We start from the raw sequence: 25784 nt of genomic DNA, 5'->3' as shown, positions 1-25784 counted from the left end.
GCCCGGCACCGTCACGAAACGGGGGAGGAGACACCAAAGATGCGCCTGCTGACGGGCCTTGTCCGGCCATTGTCCCGGATCAACGAACAGCTGCTGCGCGCGGGGCGCGCGGTGGGCATCGTGGCCATCGGCCTGATGGTCGTGGTGACCATCGTGCAGGTCGTCGCACGCTATGGCTTCAACAGCGCCTTGGCTTGGCCGGACGAGGCCGCGCGGTTCTGCATGCTGTGGATGACCGGCCTGATGGCGCCGACCGCGTTCCGGCGCGGGGGCTTTGTCGCAATAGACTTTCTTCCCGCCATGCTGCCCGCGACGGCCGCGCGGCTGCTGAACCTGATCCTGCTGGCCGTGTCGCTGGTGGTGCTGGTTGTCGCGGTGCAGATCGGCTGGCGCGAGGTGACCGGCCTGGGCGGACGTTTTGCCAGCGCATCGCTGTTCCTGCCCATGTCGCTGGATTTCAGCGACTGGTACCGGGTGCCGCGGTCCTGGATGATGGCGTCGATCCCGGTCGGGCTGATGCTGCTGATTTCCGTGAATGTCGAACTGATCCTGCGCATCCTGGCGCAATTGGGCGGTGCCCGCGACCTGCCCCCGATCGAGGGGCTGGATGCGGGCCTGCGGGGGGCCGAGTGATGCTGATCCTGTTTCTGCCGCTGTTCCTGACCTTTCTGCTGATCGGCCTGCCGGTGTTCTTCGGGATGCTGGCGGCGCCGGGCATCCTGCTGATGCTGAACGGACAGGAACGCGACCTGACGCTGCTGTACCGCAACCTCTACAACGGCATGGACAGCTTTCCGCTGATGGCGATCCCGTTCTTCATGCTGGCGGGCGAGCTGATGAACCGCGGCGGCATCACGCTGCGCCTGGTCGAATTCGCCCAGGCCCTGATGGGGCATTTCCGCGGCGGCCTGGCGCATGTGAACATCCTGTCGTCGATGCTGTTCGCGGGCCTGTCGGGGTCGGCCGTGGCCGACACCTCGGCGCTTGGGTCCATGCTGATCCCGGCGATGGAGAAGCAGGGCTATACCCGCCGCTTCGCCGCCGCGATCACCGCGGCCAGCTCGGTCATCGGGCCGATCATCCCGCCGTCGGGGATCATGATCATCTATGCCTATGTGATGGGCGAAAGCGTCGCGGCGCTGTTCCTGGCGGGCATCGTGCCCGGCATCCTGGTGGGCGTGGGCCTGATGATCGCGGTCAAGGTCATGGCCGACCGCTACGACTTTCCCATCGCCGCGCCGCGCCAAAGCTGGGGCCAGCGCGGACAGGCCAGCCTCAAGGCGTTCTTTCCGCTGATGACCCCGGTCATCATCCTGGGCGGCATCCTGGGCGGCGTCTTCACGCCCACCGAGGCCGCCGCCGTCGCCGCCGTCTATGCGCTGGTCATCAGCCTGTTCGTGCTGCGCACGATGAAGATCGCGGAACTGCCGGACGTCCTGGGCCGCGCGGCGCTGACCTCGGCGGTGGTGCTGCTGCTGGTGGGTGCGGCGATGTCGTTCAAGACGGTGATCTCGCTGTCGCAGACGCCGCAGATGATGGCCGACTGGATCCTGACGCTGACCGCCGACCCGCTGATCCTGCTGCTGATGATCAACCTGTTCCTGTTCGTCGTCGGCATGTTCCTGGACGCGGGCCCCGCGATCATCATCCTGGCGCCGATCCTGGGGCCGGTCTTCACCGGCATGGGCGTCGACAGCGTGCATTTCGCGATCATCATGTGCGTCAACCTGACGGTGGGCCTGGCCACGCCGCCCATGGGGCTGGTGCTGTTCGTGGCCTCTGCGGTGTCGGGCGAAAAGGTCATGACCATCGCCCGCGCCATCCTGCCGTTCCTGCTGGTCGAGGTGCTGGTGATCTTCCTGATCACCTATGTCCCGGCTATTTCCATGACCATCCCGCGCCTGACCGGCTTTGCGGACTGAGACCACCAAGGGAGGATACCATGCTGAAACCCGCACTGACCCTGGCCGCCGCCCTGGCGCTGGCCACCCCCGTCATGGCCCAGGAATACACCCTGCGCGCCGTGGCCAACTCGAACGAGAACGACGAGGATTTCGACGGCCTGCAGGTCTTCAAGTCGCATGTCGAGGCGGCCTCCAACGGCGCCATCGCGGTCGAGATCTTCATGGGAACGCAGCTCTGCTCGAACGGTGCGGAATGCCTGCAGGGCGTGGCCGACGGCTCGATCGACGTCTACATCTCGACCTCGGACGGGGCGGCGGGGCTGTTTCCCTATCTGCAGGTCCTGGACCTGCCCTACATTATGGCCGACGACCGGGTGGCCGAACGCGTCCTGACGGGCGATTTCACCCGCCAGCTGCGCGACATGACGCTGGAGGATTCGGGCGGGATGCTGCGGCTGATGACCATCGGCAACACCGGAGGCTGGCGCAACTTCGCCAACACCAAGCGCCGCATCCAAACGCCCGCCGACCTGTCGGGCCTGAAGATGCGCACCGTGGTGGCCGACCTGCCGCAGGAGCTGGTGCGCGCGCTGGACGCCTCGCCCACGCCGATCCCCTGGGCGGAACTGTTCACCTCGCTGCAGACCAACGTGGTCGAGGGCACCGCGAACGGCATCACCGACATCATGTCGATGCGTTTCCCCGAAGCCGGGCTGCAATACCTGACGCTGGACGGCCATGCCTACATGGGCGCGATGTGGTGGATGTCGAACGAACGCTTCATGGAGATGCCCGAGGACATGCGCGCCATCGTCGTCGACGGGTTCGCCCAGCTGCAGCAGGCGACCTTCGCCTCGCCCAAGCGCAAGTCCATCGCGGCCTATGAGGAGTTCCGCGCCGGCGGCGGCGAGGTCTATGTCCCCACGGCCGAGGAGAAGGCCGCCTTCACCGAGGCCGCGGCCCCGGTCTATGACTGGTTCACCGGCAATGTCGACGGTGGCGAGGAGATCCTGGCCAGCTTCCGCGAGGCGGTGTCCCAGGCCGAGACCGCGCTGGCCGAGGAACGCGCCCGCGACATCCAGTAACCCCTGCCGGGGGCCGCGACCCGGCCCCCTTGGACGCCCATGACCCGCACCGACATCCCCCTTGCCGCCCGCGCGCGCGCCCTGGCGCCCGGCCTGATGCTGGCCGTCACCGTCGCCATGGCGGCGCAGTTCCTGTCCGGCCATTACGGCGTGCCGGTGATGCTGATGGCGATCCTGCTGGGCATGCCGCTGCATTTCCTGGCCGAGGACGACCGCGCCGGTCCCGGCATCGACTTTGCCGCCCGCACCCTGCTGCGCGCGGGGGTCGCGCTGCTGGGCCTGCGGGTGTCGCTGGACATGGTCGCCGCGATCGGTTGGCCCTTCGTCGCGCTGGTCGCGGGATCGGTCGCGGCGGTGATCCTGGGATCGGTCGCGCTGGTGCGCAGGCTGGGCCAGGACCGCGCCTTTGGCCTGCTGACCGGCGGGTCGGTGGCGATCTGCGGGGCATCGGCGGCGATGGCCATCGCATCCGTCCTGCCCGCGCGGGACAGCGCGGAACGCGACCTGTCCTTTACCGTGATCACCGTCACGGTCATGTCGACCTTCGCGATGATCGTCTATCCGATGCTGGCGGCGGGCCTGGGTTTGGACCAGCACCAGACCGGCCTGTTCCTGGGTGCCACGATCCATGACGTGGCCCAGGTCGTGGGCGCGGGCTATTCCGTCTCCGAGGAGACAGGCGACATCGCCACCGTGGTCAAGCTGATCCGCGTGACGCTCTTGGCGCCCGTCGTGCTGATTGCGGCGCTGGTCCTGCGCCGTGCCGCGCCCGCGGGGGCCGCGCGCCCGCCGCTGCTGCCGGGCTTCGTGCTGGTGTTTCTGGTGCTGGCGGCGGCCAATTCGGCGCATCTGGTGCCGCTGCCCGTGACCGATGCCGCCTCGACCCTGTCGCGGGCCCTGCTGGTCGCCGCCGTGGCCGCGGTCGGCATGAAGACCGCGCTGGCGCGCATGGCGCAGGTCGGCGCCGCCGCCATCGCCATGCTGCTGGTCCAGACCGCCGCATTGGCCACCCTGATCGCGGTGCCGCTGATGCTGGGACTGGTGTGACGGGCGGTTGCCCCCTGCCCCGCTTTCGGGCCATCTGATCCGGACCGGAGGGGATCATGGCCTTTCACCTGGACGACTTTCTGCCTTATCGCCTGGCCGTCGCGGCCCAGCAGGTCAGCCGCCGTTTCGCCCGCCTCTATGCGGCCGAGGCCGGGCTGACGATTCCCGAATGGCGGGTGCTGGCGCATCTGAACCATTCCGGTTCCGTCAGCGTCCGCGACATCCACACCCGCGTCAATCTGGACAAGTCGGTCGTCAGCCGGGCGGCGACGCGGCTGGAACAGGCCGGTCTGGTCGCCAAGTCGGACCATGCGGGCGACCGCCGCCTGATCGCATTGGAACTGACCCCGCAAGGGCGCGATCTGATGGATCGGTTGGGCCAGGTCGCGCAAGCGTTTCAGGATCGCCTGCTGGCGGAACTGGGATCTGACGCGGCCGCCCTGTCCGCGGCGCTGGACCAACTGGCGCAGGATCCCGACGCGCCGTGACCCATGAAAAAGGCCGGGCGCATGGCCGGCCTGTTCAACACGGGATCATCGGATCAGCCGTCGGTCACCGGCTCGATCCCGTCGACCATCAGCAGCGTCCCGTCCGTGGCGCTGAAGATCAACTCGGTCGGCAGGCCGCCGCGTTCCCCGCTGACGATCAGCGTCTCGGGGCCGCGGAGGACGACGACATTCTCGTAGCCCTGGGCGGACAGGCTGTCGATGACCTCCTGGTCGGTCGCGAACCCGTCCAGGGTCGGGAACTGGACCTCCTCCATGGTGGTCATCCCCTCCGTCGGCACGGCGGTCTGGGCCAGGGAAGCCGTCGCCATCAGGGCGGTCAGGACGGCGGCCACGCCGCCCAGCTTCAGGGATGCGATTGCATTGGTCATCGTACTCTCCTGTGATTCGCTGCGGTCGATGCCGCTGTCACGGACCCAACCTTTGGGCGGACGAACGGTTCAATCACGCCCGTGTCACGGGGGCTGCTGATGATTTCGTGTGCCGATGTGATCGGCAGCCGACAGCCTGCGCCGGAACCTGCCCAGATCCGGCGACCCCAGGGCGGGTTTCAGGCAGGGTCTTGCCGGTATGGCGGTCGTGGACGGTGCGGGTCGGGTCATTCCCGATCGCTCGGTCTAGCGTCCTGCCGACGTTGCCCGGATCACCACCGGGTACGCTGAAAAAGGAAACGACATGATCCGCAAGATCGCATTCGCCATAGGTCTGGGCCTGCTGCCCGCCGCCGTTGTCGCCCAGGATGCCGCAGCGCCCGCACAGGACGCCCCCGCGCAGACCGCCCCCGCCGATCCCGGCACCACGTACGAGGCCGCGCGCAATCAGCTGGGCATCCTGCAGTACTGCCAGGAGCAGGGCTTCACCGGGGCCGAGGCCGTCGAGGCCCAGGGCAAGCTGGTCGGCCTTCTGCAGGGCGGTGACGAGGCCGTCGGCAGCGCCGCCGAGGAAAAGGGCGCCCAAGGCACCGTGTCCGTCGGCGGAACCGAGGTGTCCCTGGCCGACGCCGTCGAAGAGCGCGGCAGCACCGTCGAGGCGACCTGCCAGCAGATCGAGGCCGCCGTCAACGAGATCGCGCCCACTCTGCCCGCAGGCTAAGCCTTACGCCCACGACAATTGAAAACGGGCCGGCGATCGCCGGCCCGTTTTTCTATGGCGCATCGGTGGCGTCGTGCGTCGCGACCAGTTCGGCCGTAACCGCGCGGGCGGCGGGGCCATCCTCGGCGGCGGCACCCGCCTCGACCAGTTCGCGGGCCTCGTCCTCGTCCTCGTCGGTCAGGGCGGGGGGTTCGTCGCCGGCCAGGAAGTTGCCGAACTTCTCCCACCCGGGGATGTGTTCGGCCAGCACGCGGATCACCACCAGCACCGGCACCGCGATGATCATCCCGATGACCGACCACAGCCAGGCCCACAGCGCGACGCCCAGGAACACCACGACCGTGTTCATCTGAAGCCGCCGCGACACGAAGTAGGGCGTGATGATCTGCCCCTCCAGCGATGTCAGGCCCAGATAGCTTGCGGCGACCATCGCCGGCCAGAACAGCCCCGGCATCACCACCAGCGCCACGATCCCCGATATGGCGACCCCGGTGATCGCCCCCAGATAGGGGATGAAGTTCAGAAGGAACGCCCCGATCCCGAACAGAAGCGGGCCCGGCATCCCCCAGGCCCACATCGTCAGCCCCACCGCCAAGCCAAGCCCCGCATTGATGATGGTGATGGCGCCCAGATAGTTGCCAAGCGAATCCTCGATCTGGCGCAGGGCCAGGTAGGCGCCGCGCTTGTCGCGCATGCGGTCGAAGCTTTGGACGATCTTCAGATACAGCAGGTCGCCGGACGCGATCAGGAAGAACAGCAGGATCAGCGTGAAGAGCACCTGCCCCATCAGCAGCGGCGCCATGTGCATGACGGTGCCCAGGGTCGTCTCGCCCTCCTGCTGGATGCGGATGGCGGGGGGTTCCTCGGGGCCGGGATCAGTGCTCTGCGCCTCGTCGATGCGTGCGGCGGCCTCGCGCAGGTCCGACAGGCTGTCGCGGACGCTGTCGAACTTCTGCTCCAGCTGTGCGCTGATGATGGGCATGTTGCTCATCGCCCGGCTCAGCGGACCACTGGCGGCATAGGCGATCACCCCCACGGCCAGCAGGATCGACAGGGTGATGCCCGCCGCGGTCGCCGCATCCGGGATGCCGCGGCGTTCGGCAAATCGGCGCAGGGGCGTGAAGACGAAGAACAGCAGCATCGCCATGGTGACGGGCATCAGGAAATCGCGTCCCGCAGCGATGGCGGCGAAGGCCATGACCAGAAAGATGCCGATCACGGCCCAGTTCGCCAGAACCGGGACCTTGCTGTCGGCGCGTTGTGAAAACCGTGGAAAAAGATGTCCTTCAGGACCTGGCATGTCGAACCCCCGATGCGGGCGCCGCGTTCCCCAACGCCGGTGGCACCCGTGTGCTGTGCAAACGCAGGCGGCGGCCCGGATGTTCCGAACCGCCGCGTTCACGTTATTCCGGATCGGCCTGGATCAGACCGGATGATCGCCCGATGCGTCGATGACGCGGGTGGGAAGGCCCATCTCTCCCAGCAGTTCCAGGAAGGGCCGCGCGGGCAGATCCTCGACATTGGCCATCTTGCCCGCGTCCCACGGACCGCGCGCGATCAGGATCGCCGCCGCGACCGGCGGCACGCCCGCGGTATAGCTGATGCCTTGGCTGCCGACTTCCTCGAAGGCCTCCTTGTGGTCGGCGACGTTGTAGATGAAGACCTCGGCCTCCTTGCCGTCGCGGGTACCGCGGACCAGGTCGCCGATGCAGGTCTTGCCCTCATAGTCGGGGGCGAGGCTTGCCGGGTCGGGCAGCACGGCCTTGACCACCTTCAGCGGCACCACGTCCGTGCCGTCGGCCAGCGTGACCGGCTGTTCCGACAGCAGGCCCAGCTTCTGCAGGACGGTGAAGACGTTGATGTAATGCTCTCCGAACCCCATCCAGAACCGGACGTCGGCCTGCGGATAGCGGGCCGACAGGCTGTGGACCTCGTCATGGCCCGACAGATAGGCGGTGCGCTTGCCCACCACGGGCAGGTCCCATTCGCGGCCGACCTCGAACATGCGGTTTTCCTGCCAGGCGCCCTTCTGCCAGGAATAGACCGTGCCGGTGAACTCGCGGAAATTGATCTCGGGGTCGAAATTCGTGGCGAACCAGCGGCCGTGCGACCCGGCGTTAATATCCACGATGTCGATGCTGTCGACCTTGTCGAAATACTCGTCCTCAGCCAGGCGCGCATAGGCGTTGACCACGCCCGGATCGAAGCCCGCGCCAAGGATGGCGGTGATGCCCGCCTTGGCCACGTCCTCGCGGCGCTTCCATTCATAGTTGCCGTACCAGGGCGGCGTCTCGCAGATCTTGGCCGGATCCTCGTGGATGGCCGTGTCGATGTAGGCGGCGCCCGTGCGGATGCAGCCCTCAAGGACGGTCATGTTGATGAAGGCCGTGCCCACATTGATGACGATGCCCGCATCCACCTGCCGGATCAGCGCCTCGACCGCGTCCGCGTCCATGGCGTCCAGCGCGTGGCTGGTCCAGGCCATGTCATGGCCCTTCTCGCGCAAGGACTGGATGATCGCGTCGGCCTTGGCCTGCGTGCGGTTCGCGATGTGCAGGTCGCCGAACTCGGCCGCCCATTGCGCGACCTTGTGGGCCGTGACCTGCGCCACGCCGCCCGCACCGATGATGAGCACGTTCTTCTTCGCCAATTCTGTCTCCTTCAGGTGGCAGAGGATGGGTGGCCTTAGGACAGGCTGCCTTTGTATTCGTCGTAACCGAAGCTGCGGACGGTGCGGATCGTTCCGTCCTCCTCGCGGCGCGCGATGGCGGGCATGGCGACGCCGTTGAACCAGTTCTTCTTGACCATCGTGTATCCGGCCGCATCCTGGATGCTGACCCGGTCGCCGATCTGCAGGGGCCGGTCAAAGCCCGCCTCTCCGAAGATGTCGCCCGCCAGACAGGTCTTGCCCGCGACCTGGTACCGGTGGTCACCCTCCTGCGGCAGGCGGGCGTCCTGGCGATAGATCAGCAGGTCCAGCATATGCGCCTCGGTCGAGCTGTCCACGATCGCCACGGGCTTGCCGGTGTCGATGATGTCCAGGACGCTGACCTCCAGCGTGGTGGTGTTGGTGATGCTGGCCTCTCCGGGCTCTAGATAGGCCTGCACGCCGAAGCGGTCCTGGAATGCCTTCAGGCGGTCGGCCAGCCGGTCCAGCGGATAGCCCTCGCCGGTGAAGTGGATGCCGCCGCCCAAAGACACCCAGTCCAGACGCTTCAGGATGGCACCGAACTCGTCCTCGATCCGGGTCAGCTGGCGGTCGAACAGGTCGAAGTCGCCGTTCTCGCAATTGTAGTGGATCATCACGCCGCTGATGCGGTCCAGCGCGGATTCCAGCCGCTCCACTTCGCCTTCGCCCAGGCGGGAAAACGGCCGCGCCGGGTCGGCCAGATCGAAGCCGCTGGTCGAGAAGCGCGGGTTCAGCCGCAGGCCGGTCGCGATGCCCGCGGCCTTGGCGCCGAAACGGTCCAGCTGCGACAGGCTGTTGAAGATGATCTTGTCGGCGTAACCCACCGCCTCGTCGATCTCGTGATCAGCCCAGGCCACGGAATAGGCGTGGGTCTCCTTGCCGAAGGTCTCATGCCCCAGGCGCAGCTCATAGAGCGACGAGGACGTAGTCCCGTCCATGTAGTCGCGCATCAGGTCGAAGACCGACCAGGTGGCAAAGCATTTCAGCGCCAGCAGCGCCTTGGCCCCCGATGCCTCGCGCAGCCGGGCCACCTTCTCCATGTTGGCGCGCAGGCGGGCCATGTCGATCAGGTAATGCGGCGTCTGCGGCAGGGTCATGGTCAACCTTACGTCAAGAAACACGGGGGGCGGGTCGCGAAGCCGCGATATAGCCACGCCCCCCGCTTTTCGCAAGGAACCATGACGGCCGGGTGACGGGACCTAGCGCCCCGTCAGGTCGGCGGCAAAGCGGCGCAGCTCTCGCTTGACCAGTTCCAGCTCGGCCCGCAGGGCGGCGATCTCGGCGGTCAGATCCTCGTCCAGGGGCTGGCCCGCCATCAGCGACAGCCGCGCCAGGACCTGCCCATCCGGCCCGCTGTCCGGTCCCGGCCCCGCCGCCGTCTTCAGCAGCAGCGTCTGCACCCCGTCCGACAGGACCTGGGCCGGCAGGTCCGCCTCGACCAGCCAGCGGCCGGGGCCGTCGGCGGTCACGCGCGCCTCGGCCAGGACCTCGGCGTGCTGGATCAGCACGACCCGGATGCCGGGTGCGTCGATGCCCGTCAGCGCGCCGCGCCAGATGCCGCCCTTCAGGCCGTGATTGTCGAAATGCGGCATGGCCATATCCTCAGATCTGGGCGCGGGGATGGCGCGACAGGATGACATCGCGCAGGCCGACCGCGTTCATGAAGGGCGCCTCGAAGATCAGGTCCAGCCATGCCTTCTCGACCGACCGGGCGGACAGTTCGGCATAGCCTAGGTCGAACTCGACGATGCGGTCGCAATGGCGGCCCTCGATCGGCTCGCCCATCTTGCGCAGCATGGTTTCGGTGTTCGGACCCTGCTGGATGTTCAGCCGGGCATAGACCGCGATGGGGCGTTCCGCCTGCAGCGTCGCGTCCAGCCGGATGATGTGATGCCCGCCCAGATCACGCAGCGCCTCGACCGGCAGCGACAGCGAGAACGACAGGAAGCTGCCGGAAAACCCCATCACCTCCAGCGCCAGCCCGTAATCGGACAGGTCGGTGGCGCGGCGGTTGCGCACCTGCCGCAGGATCAGCGCACGTTCGGCGCAGTCGTGGAACAGCGCCACCTCGGGGGACAGCCATCGGCCCGCTTCCGGGGCGATCAGCGCGGGGGCGGCATGGCGCGCCTGCAGGATCTGGGGCCGCCAGCGCCAGTCGGTGCCCGCCGGCAGATCGATGCGCGACAGGGAATCGCGGGCGCCCACGCTGCGCGCGTCGGCCGCGTGCAGCAGACGCGACAGCACCTGATGCAGGTCGCGGGCCTCGTCGCGCAGGTCGGGATCCAGGGGCCGGTCGCGGCGCGTGACCGATTTCAGCATCCGCGACCATTGCCGGGCCGCGTGGCCGCGCCGGCGGCGCGACAGCCAGCTGGTCTCATGGCGCGACATGGACGCGACCCCCGGTCTGGCGCCGGTCATCCCGGACAAGGCGACGATTCGTCATGCGGCACGGCCCGTATGCTGGAAACCCCTGGCCTTGGGGATAGACCGTGACGGGCCGCCGGACAACCCTGACGCGTGCCGTTCAGGCCACCAGCGCGTCCAGCCGGGCGGCGCAGATGAAGTCGTTGTCGGTCAGCCCGCCGGCCTCGTGCGTGGTGAAGGTCACCGTGCAATAGCCCCAGCCGAAGGCGATGTCGGGATGGTGGCCCTGCTTGTTGCCCAGCCATGCGGCCAGGTTCGCCATCTCCACCGCCTTGGCGAACCCCTTGAAGGTGAAGCGCCGGGTGATGGCGGTGCCATCGTCCGATAGGGTCCAGTCCGTCAGCCGGGTCAGCATGGTGGCGGCGGTCGCCGGGTCGTGCGGTGCCACGCCCCCCTTGCAGGGTTCGCAGTCGCGGGCGGCAAGATCGCAGGTGGTCATGGCATCGGTCCTTTCAGGCGGCGGTCTTGGGCGGGTATTTCGGTGCGTGCAGCCCCAGGGCGCGGGCCTGGGCGATGTCGGCCAACAGGTCGCGCCGGGCGGCGGCGAACAGGTCGTCCAGATCGTCTATCACGAAATAGACCGGCTGGTGGATATCGATCCGATACGGCGTGCGCAGGATGTCGATCACGTCGAAGGGCCGCTGTTCCGCCTGCCCGGAAATGGCCCAGGGCAGTTCGGTGACCGAACTGGCCAGCCCCGACCCCAGGGCCTTTAGCTGGCCATCCTCGCGCATCAGCCCGAATTCGATCGAGAACCAATACAGGCGGATCAGCCAGGCATAATCGGCCTTGTCGCAGCGCGTTCCCGCCGCGCCGATGGCCTGGCTGAAGGCGGCAAAGGCCGGATCGGTCAGCAGCGGCGTGTGGCCGAAGATCTCGTGGAAGATGTCCGGCTCCTCAATGTAGTCGAAATGCTTGCGCTTGCGGATGAAGCTGGCGGCCGGGAACGTCCGGTCGGCCAGCATGCCGAAGAACCGCCCGAACCCGATCAGCGCCGGCACGGGTTCCACCCGCCACCCGGTCAGCGCGCCCAGCTTGGCCGACACCTCGGGGCATTGCGGCACACGGTCCTGCGGCAGGTCCAGCAGGTCCAGACCCCGCAGATAGGGCGAGGCCATCCGGTCCCGCACGGCGGGCAACTGCTGGGCCATCAGGTCGCGCCAGACGGCATCCTCCTCGGCGTCATAGGCGATGAAACCCCGGTCATCGGCGACCTTGGCGGCATATTCGGTCGATTTCGGCATGGCACGTCCTCCTCTGGGGTCCAGATTACCGGATGCGGGGGAAAAACCTTGCCGGAATGGGTTGTCCATCCGGCTTTGGCGGCACATCATTTCGCAGACCGCCGCAACAGGGGAAACCGATGCCCGATCTGGACGACGCCGACCGCCGCATCCTGCGCCTGATGCAGCAGGACGCGACCCTGTCGACCCAGGGGCTGGCCGATGCGGCGGGCCTGTCGACATCGCCCGCGTGGCGGCGGCTGCGGCGGCTGATCGAGACCGGGGTGATCGACCGGCAGGTGGCGCTGGTCCCGCCGGCCAAGGCCGGGCTGCATGCCCTGGCCTATGTCCAGGTGTCGCTGCTGGACCATACCGAGGCGACGCTGGCGCGGTTCGACCGCTTCGTGCAGACCGAGGCGCAGATCCTGGAATGCGCGACCATCACCGGCACCTTCGACTATCAGCTGAAGATCGTGGCGACCGACCCCGAGGGGCTGGAACATTTCCTGATGCGCCGGATGCTGTCCTTGGGCATCATCCGCAGCACGGTGACGCATTTCGTGCTGCGTCAGACGAAATACACGACCGCCCTGCCCCTGTGATCACAGCAGCGGCGATGCCAGCGCCAGGGCGTTGTTGCGGATGCGCCGCCACGGCGACCAGGCGCGCACCTGGTCCAACGTGATCGCGTCGGCCCGCGCGACATAGCTGGCCTGCCGCGCATCCAGCAGCCCGACGAATTCCGGGTCATAGACCGCCATGTTGACCTCATAGTTCAGCTCGAAGCTGCGACGGTCCAGGTTCGCGCTGCCGATCATCGCCATGCGCCCGTCCACGGTCAGGATCTTGGAATGCAGCAGGCCGTCGCGGAACAGCATCAGCCGGACCCCGGCGGCCAGCAGACCGTAATAGAAGCCCTGGCTAGTCGCCCCCACGATCAGGCTGTCGTTGCGGGCGGGCAGGATCATGGTGACCTGCACCCCGCGCCGCGCCGCCGCCCGGATCGCCGCGTCCAGCGCATCGTCGGGGACATAATACGGCGTGGTGATCACCACCCGGTCGCGTGCCGCATGCAGCATCGCGGACAGGCAGTCCGACACGCTGCCCGCGCGCAGGTCGGGGCCGGTTGCCACCACCTGCGCCGCGACGCCGGGATCGGCCACCGGTGCCACCGGCTGCAGCATGGGGCCCAGATCGCGGCCGGTATAGCTCATCCAGTCCGACAGGAAGACGCCCTGCAGCTGGCGCACCGCCGGTCCCTCGACCCGAACCAGGATGTCGACCCAAGGGGCAAAGCGCGCCTTGATCGCGAACGCCATGTCCGCGCAGTTGCGGCTGCCGGTGAAGGCCACGGCATTGTCGATCACCAGGATCTTGCGGTGGTTGCGCAGGTCCAGACGCTGGAACAGGATGCTGATGAAGGGCAGGCCCCAGGGAAAGGCGGTGACGCATTCCACGCCCGCCTGGCTCATCCGGTCCCACAGCTCCGACCGGACCAGCGACCGCGACCCAAGGGCGTCGACGATGACGCGGCATTGCACGCCGCGATCCTCGGCGCGGCACAGGGCCTGGGCGACCTTGGTGCCGCTGGCATCGGGCAGCCAGATGTAGAACAGCAGATGCACATGATCGGTCGCCGCATCGATGGCCGCGACCAGCTCGTCGATCGCCCCGTCGCTCTCCTCCAGCAGCTGCAGGCTGTTGCCCTGGACGGCCTGCATGCCGCCCACCGCCTCGTTCGCGGCGATGATCGGGCCCGCCGGGTCGGACCGGTCGGCGCGGACGGCGGGCACGGCGGTGCGCAGGCCGGTCAGGCGGTCGCGCACGTCGGACATGCGCTGGACCTCGGCCTGCTTCATGCGGACCTCTCCGAACAGCAGATAGGCCGCGATCCCCAAAAGCGGCACCGCCTCGACGACCATGATCCAGGCCAGCCGCACCGAGGGCTCGACCCTGGGACGCAGCAGCACGCGGGCGATGATCACCAGCGACAGGGTCGTGTGCGTGAAAAAGAACAGGGTCGTCCACATGCCCGGCATCATCAGCCGCCCCCCCGGCAATTGCAATTCCCCGCGTGGGGCCCTATCTGGGGGCCTGAAACAGCCAAGGCCATTCGCGATGAACTGGATCACGAACTACGTCCGCCCGCGCATCAACTCGCTGTTCTCGCGGCGCGAAGTCCCCGAGAACCTGTGGACGAAATGCCCCGAATGCGGGACGATGCTGTTCCACCGCGAATTGTCGGACAACCTGAACGTCTGCACGAACTGCGATCACCACATGGCGATCACGCCGCGAGACCGCTTCGGTGCGCTGTTCGACGGCGGCGCCTTCGTCGAGGTCAAGGTCCCCGAGCCCATCGCAGACCCGCTGCAGTTCCGCGATCAGAAGAAATACCCCGACCGCATGAAGGCCGCGCAGAAATCCACCGGCGAAAAGGAGGCCATGCTGGTCGCCGAGGGAGAGATCGGCCGCACCCCGGTCATCGCCGTGGGCCAGGACTTCAGCTTCATGGGCGGGTCCATGGGCATGTATGTGGGCAATGCGATCGTGGCGGCCGCCGAACGGGCGATCAAGGTTCGAAAGCCGATGATCCTCTTCTCCGCAGCGGGCGGCGCCCGCATGCAGGAGGGGATCCTGTCCCTGATGCAGATGCCCCGCACCACCGTCGCGGTCGAGATGCTGCGCGAGGCCGGCATCCCCTACATCGTCGTGCTGACCCACCCGACCACGGGCGGCGTCACCGCCAGCTATGCCATGCTGGGCGACATCCACATCGCCGAACCCAACGCGCTGATCTGCTTTGCCGGCCCGCGCGTGATTGAACAGACGATCCGCGAGAAGCTGCCCGAAGGGTTCCAGCGCGCCGAATACCTGCTGGAACACGGCATGCTGGACCGCGTGACCCATCGCGGCAAGCTGCGCGACGAACTGGTCTCGATCCTGCGGATGCTGGGCGGCCTGCCCGCCCCCACCCGCGCCGACCTGCCAGCGCCCGAACCGGTCAACGACCCGATCCCGGCGCCGGCTCCCACGCCTGCGCCGGCCCCGGCCGAGTAATTCTTCTTTGTCGAAATACCCCGGGGGTCCGGGGGCTGGCCCCCGGTGCATGACATGACCACATCCGATGCGATCCTGTCGCGCCTCATGGCGCTGCACCCCAAGGTGATCGACCTGTCGCTGGACCGCATGCACCGGCTGCTGGCGGCCTTGGGCCATCCCCAACGCGCCATCCCCCCGGTCATCCATATCGCGGGCACGAACGGCAAGGGCAGCACCCAGGCCATGATGCGCGCCGGGCTCGAGGCCGGGGGCGCGCGCGTCCATGCCTATACCTCGCCGCATCTGGCGCAGTTCCGCGAGCGCATCCGCCTGGCCGGCAGCCTGATCGCCGACGACGCCCTGGCCGCCCTTCTGGCCGAGGTCGAGGCCGCCAATGACGGCCAGCCCATCACCTTCTTCGAGATCACGACCGCCGCCGCCTTCCTGGCCTTCGCCCGCAGCCCCGCCGACTACACCCTGCTCGAGGTCGGCCTGGGCGGCCGGCTGGACGCCACCAATGTCATCGACGCGCCGCGCCTGACGGTCATCACGCCGGTCTCGATCGACCACACCCAGTACTTGGGAGAGACGCTGCCCCTGATCGCCGCCGAAAAGGCCGGCATCATCAAGCCCCGCGTCCCCGTCATCGTCGGCCCCCAGGACGACGATGCCCTGCGCGTGATCGAGGCGCGCGCCATGGGCCTGTCCGCGCCCATCGTCGCACATGGCCAGCACTGGATGATCCAGCCCGAACGCGACGGCATGGTGTTCCAGGACGATCACGGGCTGTGGGACCTGCCCCGCCCGAAGCTGATCGGCCCGCACCAGGTCCAGAACGCGGGCACCGCGCTGGCCGCCCTGCGCGCGCTTGGTGCCACCGACGCGCAGGCCCGCGCCGCCGTCACGCAGGCCGAATGGCCCGCCCGGATGCAGCGCCTGCGCCACGGTCCGCTGGTCGATCTGGCCCAGGGGGCAGAGCTGTGGCTGGACGGCGGGCACAACCCGGCGGGCGGGCAGGCGCTGGCCGCGACCCTGGCCGCGATGCCCGCACGCCCGACGCATCTGGTCTGCGGCATGCTGAACACCAAGGATGTCGCGGGCTATCTGCGTCCGCTGGCCGACCACGCCGCCGGCCTGACCGCCATCGACATCCCCGGAGAGCCGAACACCCTGCCCGCCACCCAGACCGCCGACGCCGCGCGCCAGGTCGGCATGACCGCGCATGTGGCCCAGGATGCCGCGCAGGCGGTGGAACGGCTGGTGACCCGCCACCCCGGCGCGCGTATCCTGATCTGCGGATCCCTGTATCTGGCCGGGCGCATCCTGCGCGACAACGGCTAGGCCACGCCCGAACCCAAGGACAGCACATGACCCAGATCCGAGACAGCCGCGCCGCCATCCTGCGGGGCGTCATGAACCGCTGCCCGTCCTGCGGAGAGGGGCAGCTGATGCAGGGCTATCTGAAGGTGAACCCGGTCTGCGCGCATTGCCAGGCGCCCCTGTCCCGCTATCCGGCGGCGGACGGGCCGGCGTTCTTCACCATGACGGTGATGCTGCTGGTGCTGATCCCGCTGTTCGGCATCATCTGGAACGTCTGGCGCCCCGAACCCGCGACGCTACTGGCGGTCACCGGGCTGATCACCACGGTGATGACACTTGTGCTGCTGCGCCTGATCAAGGGCGCCTTCATCGGCTATCTGTGGGCCAAGGACGAACAGGACCGGGGCGCCTGACGGCCCCCGGTCCCCGCCGTCACGCCCAGTCCCAGGGCGTCGTGAACTGGCCCAGCCTCTCGCGGACCTGATCCTCGGCGACGTTGCCCTCGCGCGACAGGCGGGCGACCAACCCGCGCTTCTTGTCCTCGCGCACCTCGACCACGCGGGCGCCGGTGCCCTGCAGGGCTGCGTCATAGACGCGGCTGATGGCCAGGCGGCGCAGGCTAGGCTTGAAGATCTTGCCGACCGCGGTCTTGGGCAGCTCCGACAGGATCTCGATATGCTTGGGGACGGCGGCGCGTTCATGGATGTGGTCGCGGGCATGGGCCGCCAGTTCGTCCACGGTCACCGTGGCTCCGCCAACCAGTTCCACATAGACGCAGGGCAGTTCGCCCGCGAAGGCGTCGGGCTGGCCGATGGCGCCGGCGAACGCGACGGCGGGGTGCGACAGCATCCCCTCCTCGATCTCGGCGGGGTCGATGTTGTGGCCGCCGCGGATGATCAGGTCCTTGGCCCGCCCGGTGATCCACAGATAGCCGTCCGCGTCGATCCGGCCCAGATCGCCCGTGCGCAGGTACCGATCGTCGGCGAACAGCTTATGGTTCTTGTCGGCCTCGGTATAGGTCGAGCCGGGGAAGACGCCGGGATTGGCGACGCAGATCTCTCCGACGACATCGGTGGGGCATTCATGCACCCGGCCCGCATCGTCGTGGTTCAGGATGCGCACATGCGTGTGCGGCAGCGGGATGCCCACCGAGCCCACCTTCTTCAGCCCGTCCACCGGGTTGCAGCTGACCAGGCAGGTGGCCTCGGTCAGGCCGTAGCCTTCGGCGATCTCCACCCCGGTGGCCGCCTTGAAGCGGTTATACAGCTCGATCGGCAGCGGCGCCGAACCCGAGATGGCGGTCTTCAGGCTGCCCACATCGGCGTTGACCGGACGCTGCATCAGGGCGGCGATGGCCGTGGGCACGGTGATCAGGAACGTCGCCTGCCACCGCTCGATCAGCTTCCAGAAGTTGTCGAAGACCCCGTCGCCCCGGTATCCGGCGGGCGTGGGCATCACCACATGCGCGCCTGACGCGATGCAGGACATCAGCACCGGATAGGCCGCAAAGACATGGAACATCGGCAGCGGGCACATCAGCACGTCGGTCTCATCGAACAGCAGCGTGCCCCCCAGCCAGCCGTTATAGATCATGCCGCTGTACTTGTGCTGCGCGACCTTGGGCGTGCCGGTGGTGCCGCCGGTGTGGAAATAGGCGGCGACGCGATCCTGCTTGGGGTCGTCGAAATCCAGGGCGGTGTGCTTCCTCGCGCTGGTCGCGGCCTCGAAATCCAGGACCTTGGCCTTGTGCCGGACCTTCACCTTGGGGCGGATCAGCGGCACGATAAAGCGTTTCAGGCCGCGCAGATGGCGGTTCAGGTCGACCTCGACCACATGGGTGACGTTCGGGGCCTGGGCCACCGCCTCGGCGGCCTTCTGCGCCACGTCGGTCTTGGGGAAGGCCTTCAGCGTGACCAGCACCTTGGCATTCGTCTCGCGCAGGATGCCGGCGATCTGGGTTGCATCCAGCAGCGGGTTGATCGGGTTCACGATCCCCGCCGTGGCCCCGGCCAGCAGGACCACCGGCGTCTCGATGCTGTTGGGCAGAAGGTACGCGACGGTGTCGGTTGGCCCCACGCCCAGGCTGCGGAACAGGTTGGCGGTTTCGGTCACGCGTTCCAGAAGGTCCTGCCAGGACAGGGTGACGGCGTGGTCCTTGGGCCCGGACAGCAGCTGGAACGAGATCGCGGGCCGCTGCGGGAACCGCTCGGCCGTGCGCGACAGGAATTCATAGATCGTGACCGGCAGGCCGCGCGCGTCAAAGCTGCCTTCCTGTTCGATCCTGTCGCGGTCCGCATAGCTGCCGAACTTGCCCATCTGGTCCCCCTGCTGTCGGGCCGCATCGGCTGCGGCCCCTCCCTGCGGGTCAGGATGGTCCGACAAGGCCGGGCGGGGCAAGTCCCGACCGGTCCGCCGCATGTGAAAACGCCGCGTCAACCGATGGCCGACGCGGCGTCATGACGGTCCGACCGGGGTGGTCAGTCCGCGGCGGGAATGCGCAGGACCTGGCCCGGATAGATCTTGTCGGGATCGCTCAGCATCGGGCGGTTCGCCTCGAAGATCGCGGCGTACTTGTTCGCGTTGCCCAGGTGCTCCTTGGCGATGGCGGACAGGGTCTCTCCCTTCTTCACGGTGTGGAAGACGGGTTGGGGGGAGTCGGCGGGCAGGTCGGCCTCGACCTTGGCGATGCCCTCGATGTTGCCGACGGCCAGGATCAGCTTTTCCAGTGTCTCGCGGTCGGCGCCCTTGGATTCGACGACCACCGTGTCGCCGCGCAGGCGCAGGTGCACGTCGTCGCCGTCCAGGTTCAGCGCGCGCAGTTCCGCCTTCAGCGCCGCGACCTTGCGCTGCGTGTCGTCCTGGGCCGCGGGCTGCGCGGCGGCGGGGGCTGCGGCAGGGGCCGCGACGGCGGGCTTGGGCGTGGCGGCCTCGGCCTTGCCGAAGACCGACTTGCCCGCGTCTTTCACGAAATCCCAGATGGCCATGTGCAAAGGTCCTTGTGATGTTCCGCCACCGAACGACCGCCATGTCGGCACAGTTCCGCCAAACCAGGGCGCCATGGCCGCATCGGGGCGAAAGCGCTTGTTAACCCGGGGCGGCTATAAGAACCAAGGCGCGCTTGGAAACGGGGTCACCGCAGGGCATGACGAACTGGACAGGATACGGACGGGGATCGCTGATGATCCTGGGCGCGGCGCTGCTGGCGGGATGCGCGGCCACCCCGCAGGCGCCGGTGGGACACGACCCCCACGCGGTCCAGGTCGGCCCGCCCGGACCCGCGCAATGCGGCGCGACGGCGCCGGACCGGAACGCGATGGCGGCGCAGGTGAGCAACCGCGCGCGGGCCCGCGCCGGCCTGACGCCGCTGCGCGCCGACCCCCAGCTGGCCCGGGTCGCGGCGCGCCATGCCTGCGACATGGCGCAGCGCGGGCGCATGACCCATCTGGGCAGCACCACCACCGGACCCGCCATGCGCCTGAAGCAGGCGGGCTATCAGCCCACCGTCTCGGCCGAGAATATCGCCGCGGGGCCGTTCTCGCTGCCGCGGGTGCTGTCGGAATGGACGGCCTCGCCGGGGCATCACGCCAACATCATGCTGCCGCAGGTGCGCGATTTCGGCGTGGGACAGGCGACGTCCCAGGACGGGCGCACGACCTATTGGGCCGCCGTCTATGCGGCCCCCCGTTAGGCCGCGGGCATGACCTGCGGCCCGACCCGTTCGGATGACCACAACGAAGAGGATCGGATGACCCGACATTTCAACCGCATCGCCGCGCTGGCGCTGATCGTGGCCGGCGCATGGCCGGCCCATGCGTCGACATCCTGCGCCACGCCCCCGCCCCGGGCCAGCCAGGCGATCGCGTCCTCCGTCAGCCAGATGCGGGCCCAGGCCGGGCTGGGCGCGGTGACGGTTGATCCCGCGTTGACGGCGGCGGCGACCCGCCAGGCGTGCGAGATGGCCGCCCGCGGCAGGCTCAGCCATCGGGGCGGCGGGGGCGTCAAGGCGCGCGCCCGGTCGGCGGGCTATGCCGCCTCCATCGTGGCCGAGAACATCGCCGCGGGCCAGCGCGACGCGGGCGCCGCGATGCGCAGCTGGGCGCGGTCGGCGGGGCACCGGTCGAACATGCTGCATGCGCGGGTGCGCCACGTGGGCATCGGCCAGGCGCTGGCGGCGGACGGGCGGACGGTGTTCTGGGCGATGGTGCTGGCCGCCCCGCGCTAGGCGGGGTCGGCCGGCCTGTCGCCCGGCCCGTCGGTGAACTGCATCCGCGCCAGGCGCGCATAGAGCCCGCCCTGCGCGACCAGTTCGTCATGGCTGCCGGTGGCCACGATCCGGCCCTGATCCAGGACCACGATCCGGTCGGCCTTCTTGACCGTCGCCAGGCGGTGGGCCACGACGACGGTCGTGCGCCCCTCGGCCAGTCGGCTGACGGCGGCCTGGACCAGTGATTCGGATTCCGCGTCCAGCGCGCTGGTCGCCTCGTCCAGCAGCAGGACCGGCGCGTCGCGCAGGATCGCGCGGGCGATGGCCACGCGCTGGCGCTGACCGCCGGACAGCATCACGCCGCGTTCACCCAATGCGGTGTCATATCCCTGCGGCAGGGCCGCGATGAAGTCATGCGCATGCGCCGCCCGCGCCGCGGCCTGCACCTGCGCGTCGGTCGCGTCGGGGCGGCCAAGGCGGATGTTGTCGGCGGCGGATGCGGCAAAGATCACCGGGTCCTGGGGAACCAGCGCGATATGGCTGCGCAGATCGACGCGCGCCAGCTGGCGCAGGTCGGTGCCGTCCATCGTCACGCGACCCGATTGCGGGTCCCAGAACCGCTGGATCAGCTGGATCACGGTCGTCTTGCCCGCCCCAGACGGGCCGACCAGCGCCACGGTCTCCCCCGGCCGGATGGTCAGGTCGATCCCGTGCAGGGCCGGGGCGTCGGGACGCGAGGGAAAGCTGAAGGCCACCCCCTCCAGCACGATCTCTCCGCGCACGGGCAGCAGCAGGGGCACCGGGCGCGCCGGATCGGTCAGCGTGTCTGTCGCGGACAGCAGTTCGGCCAGGCGTTCGGTCGCCCCGGCGGCGCGTTGCAGTTCGCCCCAGATCTCGGACAGCGCGCCAGCCGCGCCCGCGACCAGGATCGCATAGATCACGAACTGCACCAGCTGGCCCGCGGTCATCACCCCGTCCTGGACGTCGCGGGCACCGACCCACAGCACGCCGATCACGCCCGCAAAGATCAGGAAGATCACGATGGCGGTCATCACCGCGCGGGTGCCGATGCGGGTACGGGCCACGACATAGGACTGTTCGGTCACCTCGTCAAAGCGCACCATGCTGCGCGCCTCGGCGGTGTAGGCCTGGATGGTCTGGGCGGCCAGCAGGGTTTCGGAGGCGGTGCCCGAGGATGCGGCGATCCAGTCCTGGTTGGCGCGCGACAGGGCGCGCAGGCGGCGTCCCAGCACGATGATCGGGATCAGGATGGCGGGCACGATCAGCAGCACCAGTCCCATCAGCTTGACCGAGGTCCAGGCCAGCATCGCCATGCCCCCCGCCAGGATCAGCATGTTGCGCAGCGCGATGGACAGCGACGACCCCACGACCGACTGGATCAGCGTGGTGTCGGTGGTGATGCGCGACAGGATTTCCCCTGTCATCACGCGTTCGAAGAAGGCGGGCGACAGGGTGATCACGCGGGCATAGACGGCCTTGCGGATGTCGGCCACGACCCGTTCGCCCAGCCGTGTCACGAAGAAGTACCGCGCCGCCGTGCCCAGGGCCAGCAGCGCCACAATCATCAGGGCCGCGCCGAAATACTTGTCCAGAAGGCCCGCGCCGTCGTCGAAATTGTCGACCACCCGGCGTGCGGCCAGTGGCAGGATCAGGCTGATCGCCGATGTCAGCACCAGCGCTACCAGCGCCAGCACCATCTGCCCGCGATAGGGCCGGACGAACGGCCAAAGCGCGCCAAGCGCCCCCACCCGCCGGCTGGTGGGCCGGTCTTCCAGATTGCTTGCGCCGCGTGCCATGCTTGCCCGTCTTTGTCCGTTGCCGCCCCGGTTTAGGGGGCCGCCGCCCCAAGGACAAGCGTGCGCCCTGTCACAGGACCAGCCGCCCCTGGGCCAGCGCCTTGTGCAGCAGGTCCACCGCCGCGGCCAGCTTGCCGTCGATCACCTGAAGATAGCGGGTCCAGTCGTCCATCCCGCCCAGATCGGCCGCCCCGTCGGAGATGCCGCGCAGCCCGATCAGCGGCACGCCGAAATTCTGGGCGGCGCGCAGGTGGGCAAAGGTCTCCATGTCGACCATGTCCTCCTCGATCGCGGCATAGGCCGGGCCGCTGACGGTGTCGGCGCCGGTGGACAGGCTGGCCACCGGCAGGCCGGGGATGCGGTGCGGCAGGTCGATCACCCGCGGCAGGTCCAGAAGCGGCGTGCAGCCCCTCGCGAACCCCAGCGCGCTGGCATCCATGTCGCGCCAGGCGACGGCGCCCACCTGATAGACCTCGGTCTGGGCCAGACGCGCGGACCCGGCCGACCCCAGCGACACGATCAACCGGGGCAGCCGGTCCATGCGGGCCAGCGCGGCGGTCAGCTGCACCGCGGCCTCGATCGGGCCGATGCCGGTCATCAGCGGCTGGATGCGCGCGCGCAGGGCCGGGCCGTATTCGGGCTGGGCGGCCATCACGAACAGGATCGGCAGGTCGGTCATCGGCGCACCTTCGTCAGCGGGGATCGCGTCGGGCGTCGCACGGGCACGCCGCGGTGGTCAAGGCCGCAGACCCTTGCGGGCACGGGCCGCGCCGTGGCAGGGGTGCATCGGTCACAGGACAGGGGCACGCCATGGGCAAGGTCAGCGATCTTTACCGCCAGCGCATCGCATCGGGCGCGCTGCGCCACGACGACGCGCAGGCAGCGGTGCTGCCGCACATGGACCGCGTTCTGGGTCAGCTGCAGGCGGCACCGCCGCAGAAACCGCGATCGGCGTGGCGGGCCTTTTTGGGCGTGGGCAGCCCCGATCCGGTGCCCGCGGTGCAGGGGTTGTATCTGTGGGGCGGCGTGGGGCGCGGCAAGTCCATGCTGATGGACCTGATGGCCGACGCGGCAGGCGACATTCCCACCCGGCGGGTGCATTTCCACGAATTCATGCAGGAGATCCAGGCCGGCCTGAACGAGGCACGCAAGCGCGGAGAGCAGGACACCGTCCGCCCCGTGGCCGAGGCCGTGGCGGCGCAGGTCCGCCTGCTGTGCTTTGACGAGATGCAGATCACCGACATCGCCGACGCGATGATCGTGGGGCGGCTGTTCCAGGTTCTGTTCGACCAGGGGGTGACGGTGGTCACAACGTCGAACCGCGAACCGGACGACCTGTACAAGCATGGGCTGAACCGCCAGCTGTTCCTGCCCTTCATCGCGCTGATCCGCCAGCGGATGGAGGTGGTGTGCCTGGACAGCCGCACCGACTATCGCCAGAACCGCCAGGGCGGCCAGGTCTGGTTCGCCCCCGCCGATGCGGCGGCACGGGCCGAACTGGACGCCGTCTGGGCCGAGTTGACCGGCGACGCCACGCCCGAACCGCTGGTCCTGACCGTGCAGGGGCGCCAGGTCACCCTGCCCGCCCATGTCGGGCGTGCGGCACGGTCCAGCTTCTGGGACCTGTGCGGCAAGCCGCTTGGGCCCGCGGATTACCTGGCGGTGGCACGCGCGGTCGACGTGCTGCTGATCGACGGCGTGCCGCGGCTGTCGGCGTCGAACTATAACGAGGCCAAGCGCTTCGTGACGCTGATCGACGCGCTTTACGAGGCGCGGGTCCGACTGATCGCCAGCGGCGCGGACCAGCCCGAACAGCTGTACAACGAGGGCGAAGGCAGCTTCGAGTTCGAACGAACCGCATCCCGCCTGCGCGAGATGCAGGACGCCGCGTGGGGTCGGCGTGACCCGGCGGGGGACTAGACCCCCATCGTCCGCCGTCCGCGCTGGACCAACGCGCGCAGCTCCTCCAGCGTCATCGCGCCGAACGCGGCCTCGTCCCCGCAAATGAAGCTTGGCGTCCCCATCAGCCCCATGTGGTCGCCCAGCAGGTGGCTGTAGGTGATGTGGCGTTCGACGGCATCGGCCTGCATGCCCGTGCGGATCGCGGCCTCGTCCAGGCCCAGATCGCGGACAACGCGCATCACGGTCGCCTCCTCGGCGCGGGCGCGCATGCCCAGCAGGGCGGCGTGCAGCCGCCAGTAGTTCCCCGTGGGCAGCGTCGCCAACGACGCGCGCGCCGCGAATTCCGATCCGGGACCGAAGACCGGCCATTCGCGCAGCACCACCCGCAGCTGCGGGTCCGACCGGACCAGTTCCGACATCAGCGGCAGCATCGTCTTGCAGTGCGGACAGTTGTAATCGAAGAACTCGGTCAGGGTGATGTTGCCGTCGGGATTGCCCAGCACCGGTGCGGTCGGGTCGCGTTCCAGCGCCTGGCGCAACTCCTCGGGCATCGGGTTGGGGCGGTCCTGCGCAAAGGCGGGCATCGCCGCGAAGGCGCCGGCAGAGGCCAGAAGGAAACGGCGGGTCGGCATGGCTTGTCCTTTCGGCGGGTCCGGGGTCAGATGTCCTTCGGCCTAACCGACGGCGGACAGATGCGTAAATCCAGATATACCGAACCAGAGGTCACGATGGCGTCAGACCCCGACCCGGTCTGCCCGCTGTGCCTGCGCCCGATCCCGCCCGACGTGCCGCAAAGCCGCCATCACCTGATCCCCAAGCTGCGCGGCGGCAAGGGGGGCCCCACGGTGCTGCTGCACCACATCTGCCACAAGACGATCCACAAGACCCTGCGCGAGACGGAGCTGGCGCGAAACGTGAACACGGTCGAGGCGCTGCGCACCCATCCCGACCTGGCCCCGTTCTGGGCCTGGATCGCCCGCCGCCCGCCGGGGTTTTCCGGAAAGACGCGCTGATACCATCGGTTTTTCCGCTTTGCGGAAGCGTGATTCGGGCGCACCCTGAGACAGTCGTCCCCTGCGAAAGGACTGTCCCATGCCCCGATCGTTCCTGACCGCGCTGGCCTTGGGTGCCCTGACCGCCCCGGCGGCCTGGGCCCAGACCGGGCCGCCCCAGGCCCCGGCGCCCGCGCCCATCGTGATCCCCGCCCCCCAGGACGCCCGCACCCCCGATGCCCCCCTGCCGACCAATCCGGCCATGACCGGCAAGCGGTCCTGCGGCGGGGCCCGGCAGGTCACATCCTGACAGGCGCACGGCCTCGACAAGGTCCGCGCAGGCGGTGAACCGCGCGTCTCGGCCTGCGCACATGCGCCGCGGTGGCAGGTCGTGATCTGCACAGGCCCCCTGTGCGGCCCCATGCACGGGTTCGGCTGGCGTCGCTCACGCGGGTTCACAAGCCTGTGGTTGCGACCATGCAACGCCGCGCACGGGCATCCCGGGCGTCAACCTTTCGGCAGCAGGGTCAGACGGTT

At 68.7% G+C, this 25784-nt stretch carries 29 protein-coding genes; 15 read left to right on the top strand and 14 right to left on the bottom strand.

Annotation, left to right across the window (positions count from 1 at the left end; all coding sequences use genetic code 11):
• The first annotated feature begins 39 nt into the window (after positions 1–39).
• Genes LZ686_RS12945 through LZ686_RS12925 form a run of 5 tightly spaced genes read left to right on the top strand, consistent with a single transcriptional unit; the run spans position 40 to position 4524 of the window.
• Positions 40–633, top strand: a complete 594-nt coding sequence (locus LZ686_RS12945; protein ID WP_349548065.1) for a TRAP transporter small permease — start codon at positions 40–42, stop codon at positions 631–633.
• Entirely contained in the window at positions 633–1922 is a 1290-nt protein-coding gene (locus tag LZ686_RS12940; protein WP_045982414.1) for a TRAP transporter large permease, read from the top strand. Before LZ686_RS12945 ends, LZ686_RS12940 begins: the two co-directional genes overlap by 1 nt.
• Before the next feature lie 20 nt (positions 1923–1942).
• Entirely contained in the window at positions 1943–2989 is a 1047-nt protein-coding gene (locus tag LZ686_RS12935; protein WP_304613713.1) for a TRAP transporter substrate-binding protein, read from the top strand.
• 39 nt (positions 2990–3028) lie between these two features.
• The gene (locus tag LZ686_RS12930) at positions 3029–4036 is read left to right on the top strand and encodes a YeiH family protein (RefSeq protein ID WP_349548064.1); all 1008 of its coding nucleotides are present in this window, start codon (positions 3029–3031) and stop codon (positions 4034–4036) included.
• A gap of 56 nt (positions 4037–4092) precedes the next feature.
• Positions 4093–4524, top strand: coding sequence for a MarR family winged helix-turn-helix transcriptional regulator (locus LZ686_RS12925; protein WP_349548063.1), 432 nt, complete (start codon positions 4093–4095; stop codon positions 4522–4524).
• Positions 4525–4577: 53 nt separating this feature from the next.
• Here LZ686_RS12925 and LZ686_RS12920 read toward each other — a convergent pair whose 3' ends face one another.
• A complete protein-coding gene (locus LZ686_RS12920) occupies positions 4578–4913 on the bottom strand; it encodes a hypothetical protein (RefSeq protein WP_349548062.1) in 336 nt (111 codons plus the stop codon).
• A 304-nt stretch (positions 4914–5217) separates the two neighbouring features.
• On the opposite strand from LZ686_RS12920, the gene LZ686_RS12915 reads away from it, so the two are divergent.
• The gene (locus LZ686_RS12915) at positions 5218–5634 is read left to right on the top strand and encodes a pore-forming ESAT-6 family protein (protein WP_349548061.1); all 417 of its coding nucleotides are present in this window, start codon (positions 5218–5220) and stop codon (positions 5632–5634) included.
• Positions 5635–5686: 52 nt separating this feature from the next.
• Here the strand turns inward: LZ686_RS12915 and LZ686_RS12910 are convergent, their stop codons facing one another.
• The 7 genes from LZ686_RS12910 to phhA all read right to left on the bottom strand — a co-directional run bounded on the left by LZ686_RS12910 (position 5687) and on the right by phhA (position 11991).
• Entirely contained in the window at positions 5687–6934 is a 1248-nt protein-coding gene (locus LZ686_RS12910; RefSeq protein ID WP_148910913.1) for an AI-2E family transporter, read from the bottom strand.
• A gap of 123 nt (positions 6935–7057) precedes the next feature.
• Positions 7058–8284, bottom strand: a complete 1227-nt coding sequence (locus tag LZ686_RS12905) for a saccharopine dehydrogenase family protein (protein WP_339818145.1) — start codon at positions 8282–8284, stop codon at positions 7058–7060.
• Positions 8285–8319: 35 nt separating this feature from the next.
• Entirely contained in the window at positions 8320–9414 is a 1095-nt protein-coding gene (gene nspC / locus LZ686_RS12900) for a carboxynorspermidine decarboxylase (protein WP_349548132.1), read from the bottom strand.
• Between the two features lie 108 nt (positions 9415–9522).
• Positions 9523–9915, bottom strand: coding sequence for a hypothetical protein (locus tag LZ686_RS12895; RefSeq protein ID WP_349548060.1), 393 nt, complete (start codon positions 9913–9915; stop codon positions 9523–9525).
• A gap of 10 nt (positions 9916–9925) precedes the next feature.
• The gene (locus LZ686_RS12890) at positions 9926–10711 is read right to left on the bottom strand and encodes a DUF6478 family protein (protein WP_217845367.1); all 786 of its coding nucleotides are present in this window, start codon (positions 10709–10711) and stop codon (positions 9926–9928) included.
• 136 nt (positions 10712–10847) lie between these two features.
• Positions 10848–11186: a 4a-hydroxytetrahydrobiopterin dehydratase gene (locus LZ686_RS12885; RefSeq protein WP_139599215.1), complete on the bottom strand. Its 339-nt coding sequence runs from the start codon at positions 11184–11186 to the stop codon at positions 10848–10850.
• A gap of 13 nt (positions 11187–11199) precedes the next feature.
• Positions 11200–11991, bottom strand: coding sequence for a phenylalanine 4-monooxygenase (gene phhA, locus LZ686_RS12880; protein ID WP_046001259.1), 792 nt, complete (start codon positions 11989–11991; stop codon positions 11200–11202).
• Between the two features lie 119 nt (positions 11992–12110).
• On the opposite strand from phhA, the gene LZ686_RS12875 reads away from it, so the two are divergent.
• Positions 12111–12572, top strand: coding sequence for an Lrp/AsnC family transcriptional regulator (locus tag LZ686_RS12875; protein WP_045982401.1), 462 nt, complete (start codon positions 12111–12113; stop codon positions 12570–12572).
• Here LZ686_RS12875 and cls read toward each other — a convergent pair whose 3' ends face one another.
• A complete protein-coding gene (cls, locus tag LZ686_RS12870; protein WP_045982400.1) occupies positions 12573–14000 on the bottom strand; it encodes a cardiolipin synthase in 1428 nt (475 codons plus the stop codon).
• Positions 14001–14088: 88 nt separating this feature from the next.
• Here cls and accD point away from each other — a divergent pair, with 88 nt between their 5' ends.
• From accD to LZ686_RS12855, 3 genes are read left to right on the top strand one after another with little or no spacing between them, the layout of a single operon-like run.
• Positions 14089–15030 carry an acetyl-CoA carboxylase, carboxyltransferase subunit beta gene (gene accD / locus LZ686_RS12865; RefSeq protein ID WP_045982399.1) on the top strand — a complete coding sequence of 314 codons (942 nt, stop codon included), beginning with the start codon at positions 14089–14091 and terminating at the stop codon, positions 15028–15030.
• Between the two features lie 54 nt (positions 15031–15084).
• Entirely contained in the window at positions 15085–16353 is a 1269-nt protein-coding gene (locus LZ686_RS12860; protein WP_349548059.1) for a bifunctional folylpolyglutamate synthase/dihydrofolate synthase, read from the top strand.
• 26 nt (positions 16354–16379) lie between these two features.
• Positions 16380–16745, top strand: coding sequence for a DUF983 domain-containing protein (locus tag LZ686_RS12855; RefSeq protein WP_045982397.1), 366 nt, complete (start codon positions 16380–16382; stop codon positions 16743–16745).
• A gap of 19 nt (positions 16746–16764) precedes the next feature.
• Here LZ686_RS12855 and LZ686_RS12850 read toward each other — a convergent pair whose 3' ends face one another.
• Positions 16765–18648: an acyl-CoA synthetase gene (locus LZ686_RS12850; RefSeq protein WP_349548058.1), complete on the bottom strand. Its 1884-nt coding sequence runs from the start codon at positions 18646–18648 to the stop codon at positions 16765–16767.
• Between the two features lie 161 nt (positions 18649–18809).
• Entirely contained in the window at positions 18810–19316 is a 507-nt protein-coding gene (gene lysM, locus LZ686_RS12845) for a peptidoglycan-binding protein LysM (RefSeq protein ID WP_349548057.1), read from the bottom strand.
• A 158-nt stretch (positions 19317–19474) separates the two neighbouring features.
• Here lysM and LZ686_RS12840 point away from each other — a divergent pair, with 158 nt between their 5' ends.
• Both LZ686_RS12840 and LZ686_RS12835 read left to right on the top strand, forming a co-directional pair.
• Entirely contained in the window at positions 19475–20020 is a 546-nt protein-coding gene (locus LZ686_RS12840) for a CAP domain-containing protein (protein WP_349548056.1), read from the top strand.
• Positions 20021–20077: 57 nt separating this feature from the next.
• Positions 20078–20554, top strand: a complete 477-nt coding sequence (locus LZ686_RS12835; protein ID WP_349548055.1) for a CAP domain-containing protein — start codon at positions 20078–20080, stop codon at positions 20552–20554.
• Here the strand turns inward: LZ686_RS12835 and LZ686_RS12830 are convergent.
• Together LZ686_RS12830 and LZ686_RS12825 are read right to left on the bottom strand one after the other, a co-directional pair.
• Positions 20551–22353 (bottom strand): ABC transporter transmembrane domain-containing protein, encoded by a 1803-nt coding sequence (locus tag LZ686_RS12830; RefSeq protein ID WP_349548054.1) that lies wholly within the window; start codon positions 22351–22353, stop codon positions 20551–20553. The two genes, LZ686_RS12835 and LZ686_RS12830, sit on opposite strands and share 4 nt — an antisense overlap.
• Positions 22354–22423: 70 nt before the next feature.
• Entirely contained in the window at positions 22424–23032 is a 609-nt protein-coding gene (locus tag LZ686_RS12825) for a 5'-methylthioadenosine/S-adenosylhomocysteine nucleosidase (RefSeq protein ID WP_349548053.1), read from the bottom strand.
• A 131-nt stretch (positions 23033–23163) separates the two neighbouring features.
• On the opposite strand from LZ686_RS12825, the gene zapE reads away from it, so the two are divergent.
• Entirely contained in the window at positions 23164–24273 is a 1110-nt protein-coding gene (zapE, locus tag LZ686_RS12820; RefSeq protein WP_349548052.1) for a cell division protein ZapE, read from the top strand.
• On the opposite strand, the gene LZ686_RS12815 is transcribed toward zapE, so the two are convergent.
• On the bottom strand, positions 24270–24887 hold the full coding sequence (locus LZ686_RS12815) for a DsbA family protein (RefSeq protein ID WP_349548051.1): 618 nt from the start codon (positions 24885–24887) through the stop codon (positions 24270–24272). The genes zapE and LZ686_RS12815 overlap by 4 nt on opposite strands.
• Before the next feature lie 60 nt (positions 24888–24947).
• Here LZ686_RS12815 and LZ686_RS12810 point away from each other — a divergent pair, with 60 nt between their 5' ends.
• Positions 24948–25268, top strand: coding sequence for an HNH endonuclease family protein (locus tag LZ686_RS12810; RefSeq protein WP_232303365.1), 321 nt, complete (start codon positions 24948–24950; stop codon positions 25266–25268).
• A gap of 79 nt (positions 25269–25347) precedes the next feature.
• On the top strand, positions 25348–25557 hold the full coding sequence (locus LZ686_RS12805) for a hypothetical protein (protein WP_045983312.1): 210 nt from the start codon (positions 25348–25350) through the stop codon (positions 25555–25557).
• The last annotated feature ends 227 nt before the right edge of the window (positions 25558–25784 follow it).

This window comes from Paracoccus sp. NFXS7 (assembly GCF_040148865.1).
Lineage (GTDB): Bacteria > Pseudomonadota > Alphaproteobacteria > Rhodobacterales > Rhodobacteraceae > Paracoccus > Paracoccus marcusii.
The sequence above is the reverse complement of the archived record's forward strand: the minus strand, read 5'-3'. Positions and strand labels throughout refer to the sequence as shown.

What these genes read in the sequence shown, in the direction of transcription:
- LZ686_RS12945 (WP_349548065.1), top strand. Translation starts at nt 40, where the DNA reads ATGCGCCTGCTGACGGGCCTTGTCCGGCCATTGTCCCGGATCAACGAA.
- LZ686_RS12940 (WP_045982414.1), top strand. Translation starts at nt 633, where the DNA reads ATGCTGATCCTGTTTCTGCCGCTGTTCCTGACCTTTCTGCTGATCGGC.
- LZ686_RS12935 (WP_304613713.1), top strand. Translation starts at nt 1,943, where the DNA reads ATGCTGAAACCCGCACTGACCCTGGCCGCCGCCCTGGCGCTGGCCACC.
- LZ686_RS12930 (WP_349548064.1), top strand. Translation starts at nt 3,029, where the DNA reads ATGACCCGCACCGACATCCCCCTTGCCGCCCGCGCGCGCGCCCTGGCG.
- LZ686_RS12925 (WP_349548063.1), top strand. Translation starts at nt 4,093, where the DNA reads ATGGCCTTTCACCTGGACGACTTTCTGCCTTATCGCCTGGCCGTCGCG.
- LZ686_RS12920 (WP_349548062.1), bottom strand. Translation starts at nt 4,913, where the DNA reads ATGACCAATGCAATCGCATCCCTGAAGCTGGGCGGCGTGGCCGCCGTC.
- LZ686_RS12915 (WP_349548061.1), top strand. Translation starts at nt 5,218, where the DNA reads ATGATCCGCAAGATCGCATTCGCCATAGGTCTGGGCCTGCTGCCCGCC.
- LZ686_RS12910 (WP_148910913.1), bottom strand. Translation starts at nt 6,934, where the DNA reads ATGCCAGGTCCTGAAGGACATCTTTTTCCACGGTTTTCACAACGCGCC.
- LZ686_RS12895 (WP_349548060.1), bottom strand. Translation starts at nt 9,915, where the DNA reads ATGCCGCATTTCGACAATCACGGCCTGAAGGGCGGCATCTGGCGCGGC.
- LZ686_RS12890 (WP_217845367.1), bottom strand. Translation starts at nt 10,711, where the DNA reads ATGTCGCGCCATGAGACCAGCTGGCTGTCGCGCCGCCGGCGCGGCCAC.
- LZ686_RS12885 (WP_139599215.1), bottom strand. Translation starts at nt 11,186, where the DNA reads ATGACCACCTGCGATCTTGCCGCCCGCGACTGCGAACCCTGCAAGGGG.
- phhA (WP_046001259.1), bottom strand. Translation starts at nt 11,991, where the DNA reads ATGCCGAAATCGACCGAATATGCCGCCAAGGTCGCCGATGACCGGGGT.
- LZ686_RS12875 (WP_045982401.1), top strand. Translation starts at nt 12,111, where the DNA reads ATGCCCGATCTGGACGACGCCGACCGCCGCATCCTGCGCCTGATGCAG.
- cls (WP_045982400.1), bottom strand. Translation starts at nt 14,000, where the DNA reads ATGTGGACGACCCTGTTCTTTTTCACGCACACGACCCTGTCGCTGGTG.
- accD (WP_045982399.1), top strand. Translation starts at nt 14,089, where the DNA reads ATGAACTGGATCACGAACTACGTCCGCCCGCGCATCAACTCGCTGTTC.
- LZ686_RS12860 (WP_349548059.1), top strand. Translation starts at nt 15,085, where the DNA reads ATGACCACATCCGATGCGATCCTGTCGCGCCTCATGGCGCTGCACCCC.
- LZ686_RS12855 (WP_045982397.1), top strand. Translation starts at nt 16,380, where the DNA reads ATGACCCAGATCCGAGACAGCCGCGCCGCCATCCTGCGGGGCGTCATG.
- LZ686_RS12850 (WP_349548058.1), bottom strand. Translation starts at nt 18,648, where the DNA reads ATGGGCAAGTTCGGCAGCTATGCGGACCGCGACAGGATCGAACAGGAA.
- lysM (WP_349548057.1), bottom strand. Translation starts at nt 19,316, where the DNA reads ATGGCCATCTGGGATTTCGTGAAAGACGCGGGCAAGTCGGTCTTCGGC.
- LZ686_RS12840 (WP_349548056.1), top strand. Translation starts at nt 19,475, where the DNA reads ATGACGAACTGGACAGGATACGGACGGGGATCGCTGATGATCCTGGGC.
- LZ686_RS12835 (WP_349548055.1), top strand. Translation starts at nt 20,078, where the DNA reads ATGACCCGACATTTCAACCGCATCGCCGCGCTGGCGCTGATCGTGGCC.
- LZ686_RS12830 (WP_349548054.1), bottom strand. Translation starts at nt 22,353, where the DNA reads ATGGCACGCGGCGCAAGCAATCTGGAAGACCGGCCCACCAGCCGGCGG.
- LZ686_RS12825 (WP_349548053.1), bottom strand. Translation starts at nt 23,032, where the DNA reads ATGACCGACCTGCCGATCCTGTTCGTGATGGCCGCCCAGCCCGAATAC.
- zapE (WP_349548052.1), top strand. Translation starts at nt 23,164, where the DNA reads ATGGGCAAGGTCAGCGATCTTTACCGCCAGCGCATCGCATCGGGCGCG.
- LZ686_RS12815 (WP_349548051.1), bottom strand. Translation starts at nt 24,887, where the DNA reads ATGCCGACCCGCCGTTTCCTTCTGGCCTCTGCCGGCGCCTTCGCGGCG.
- LZ686_RS12810 (WP_232303365.1), top strand. Translation starts at nt 24,948, where the DNA reads ATGCGTAAATCCAGATATACCGAACCAGAGGTCACGATGGCGTCAGAC.
- LZ686_RS12805 (WP_045983312.1), top strand. Translation starts at nt 25,348, where the DNA reads ATGCCCCGATCGTTCCTGACCGCGCTGGCCTTGGGTGCCCTGACCGCC.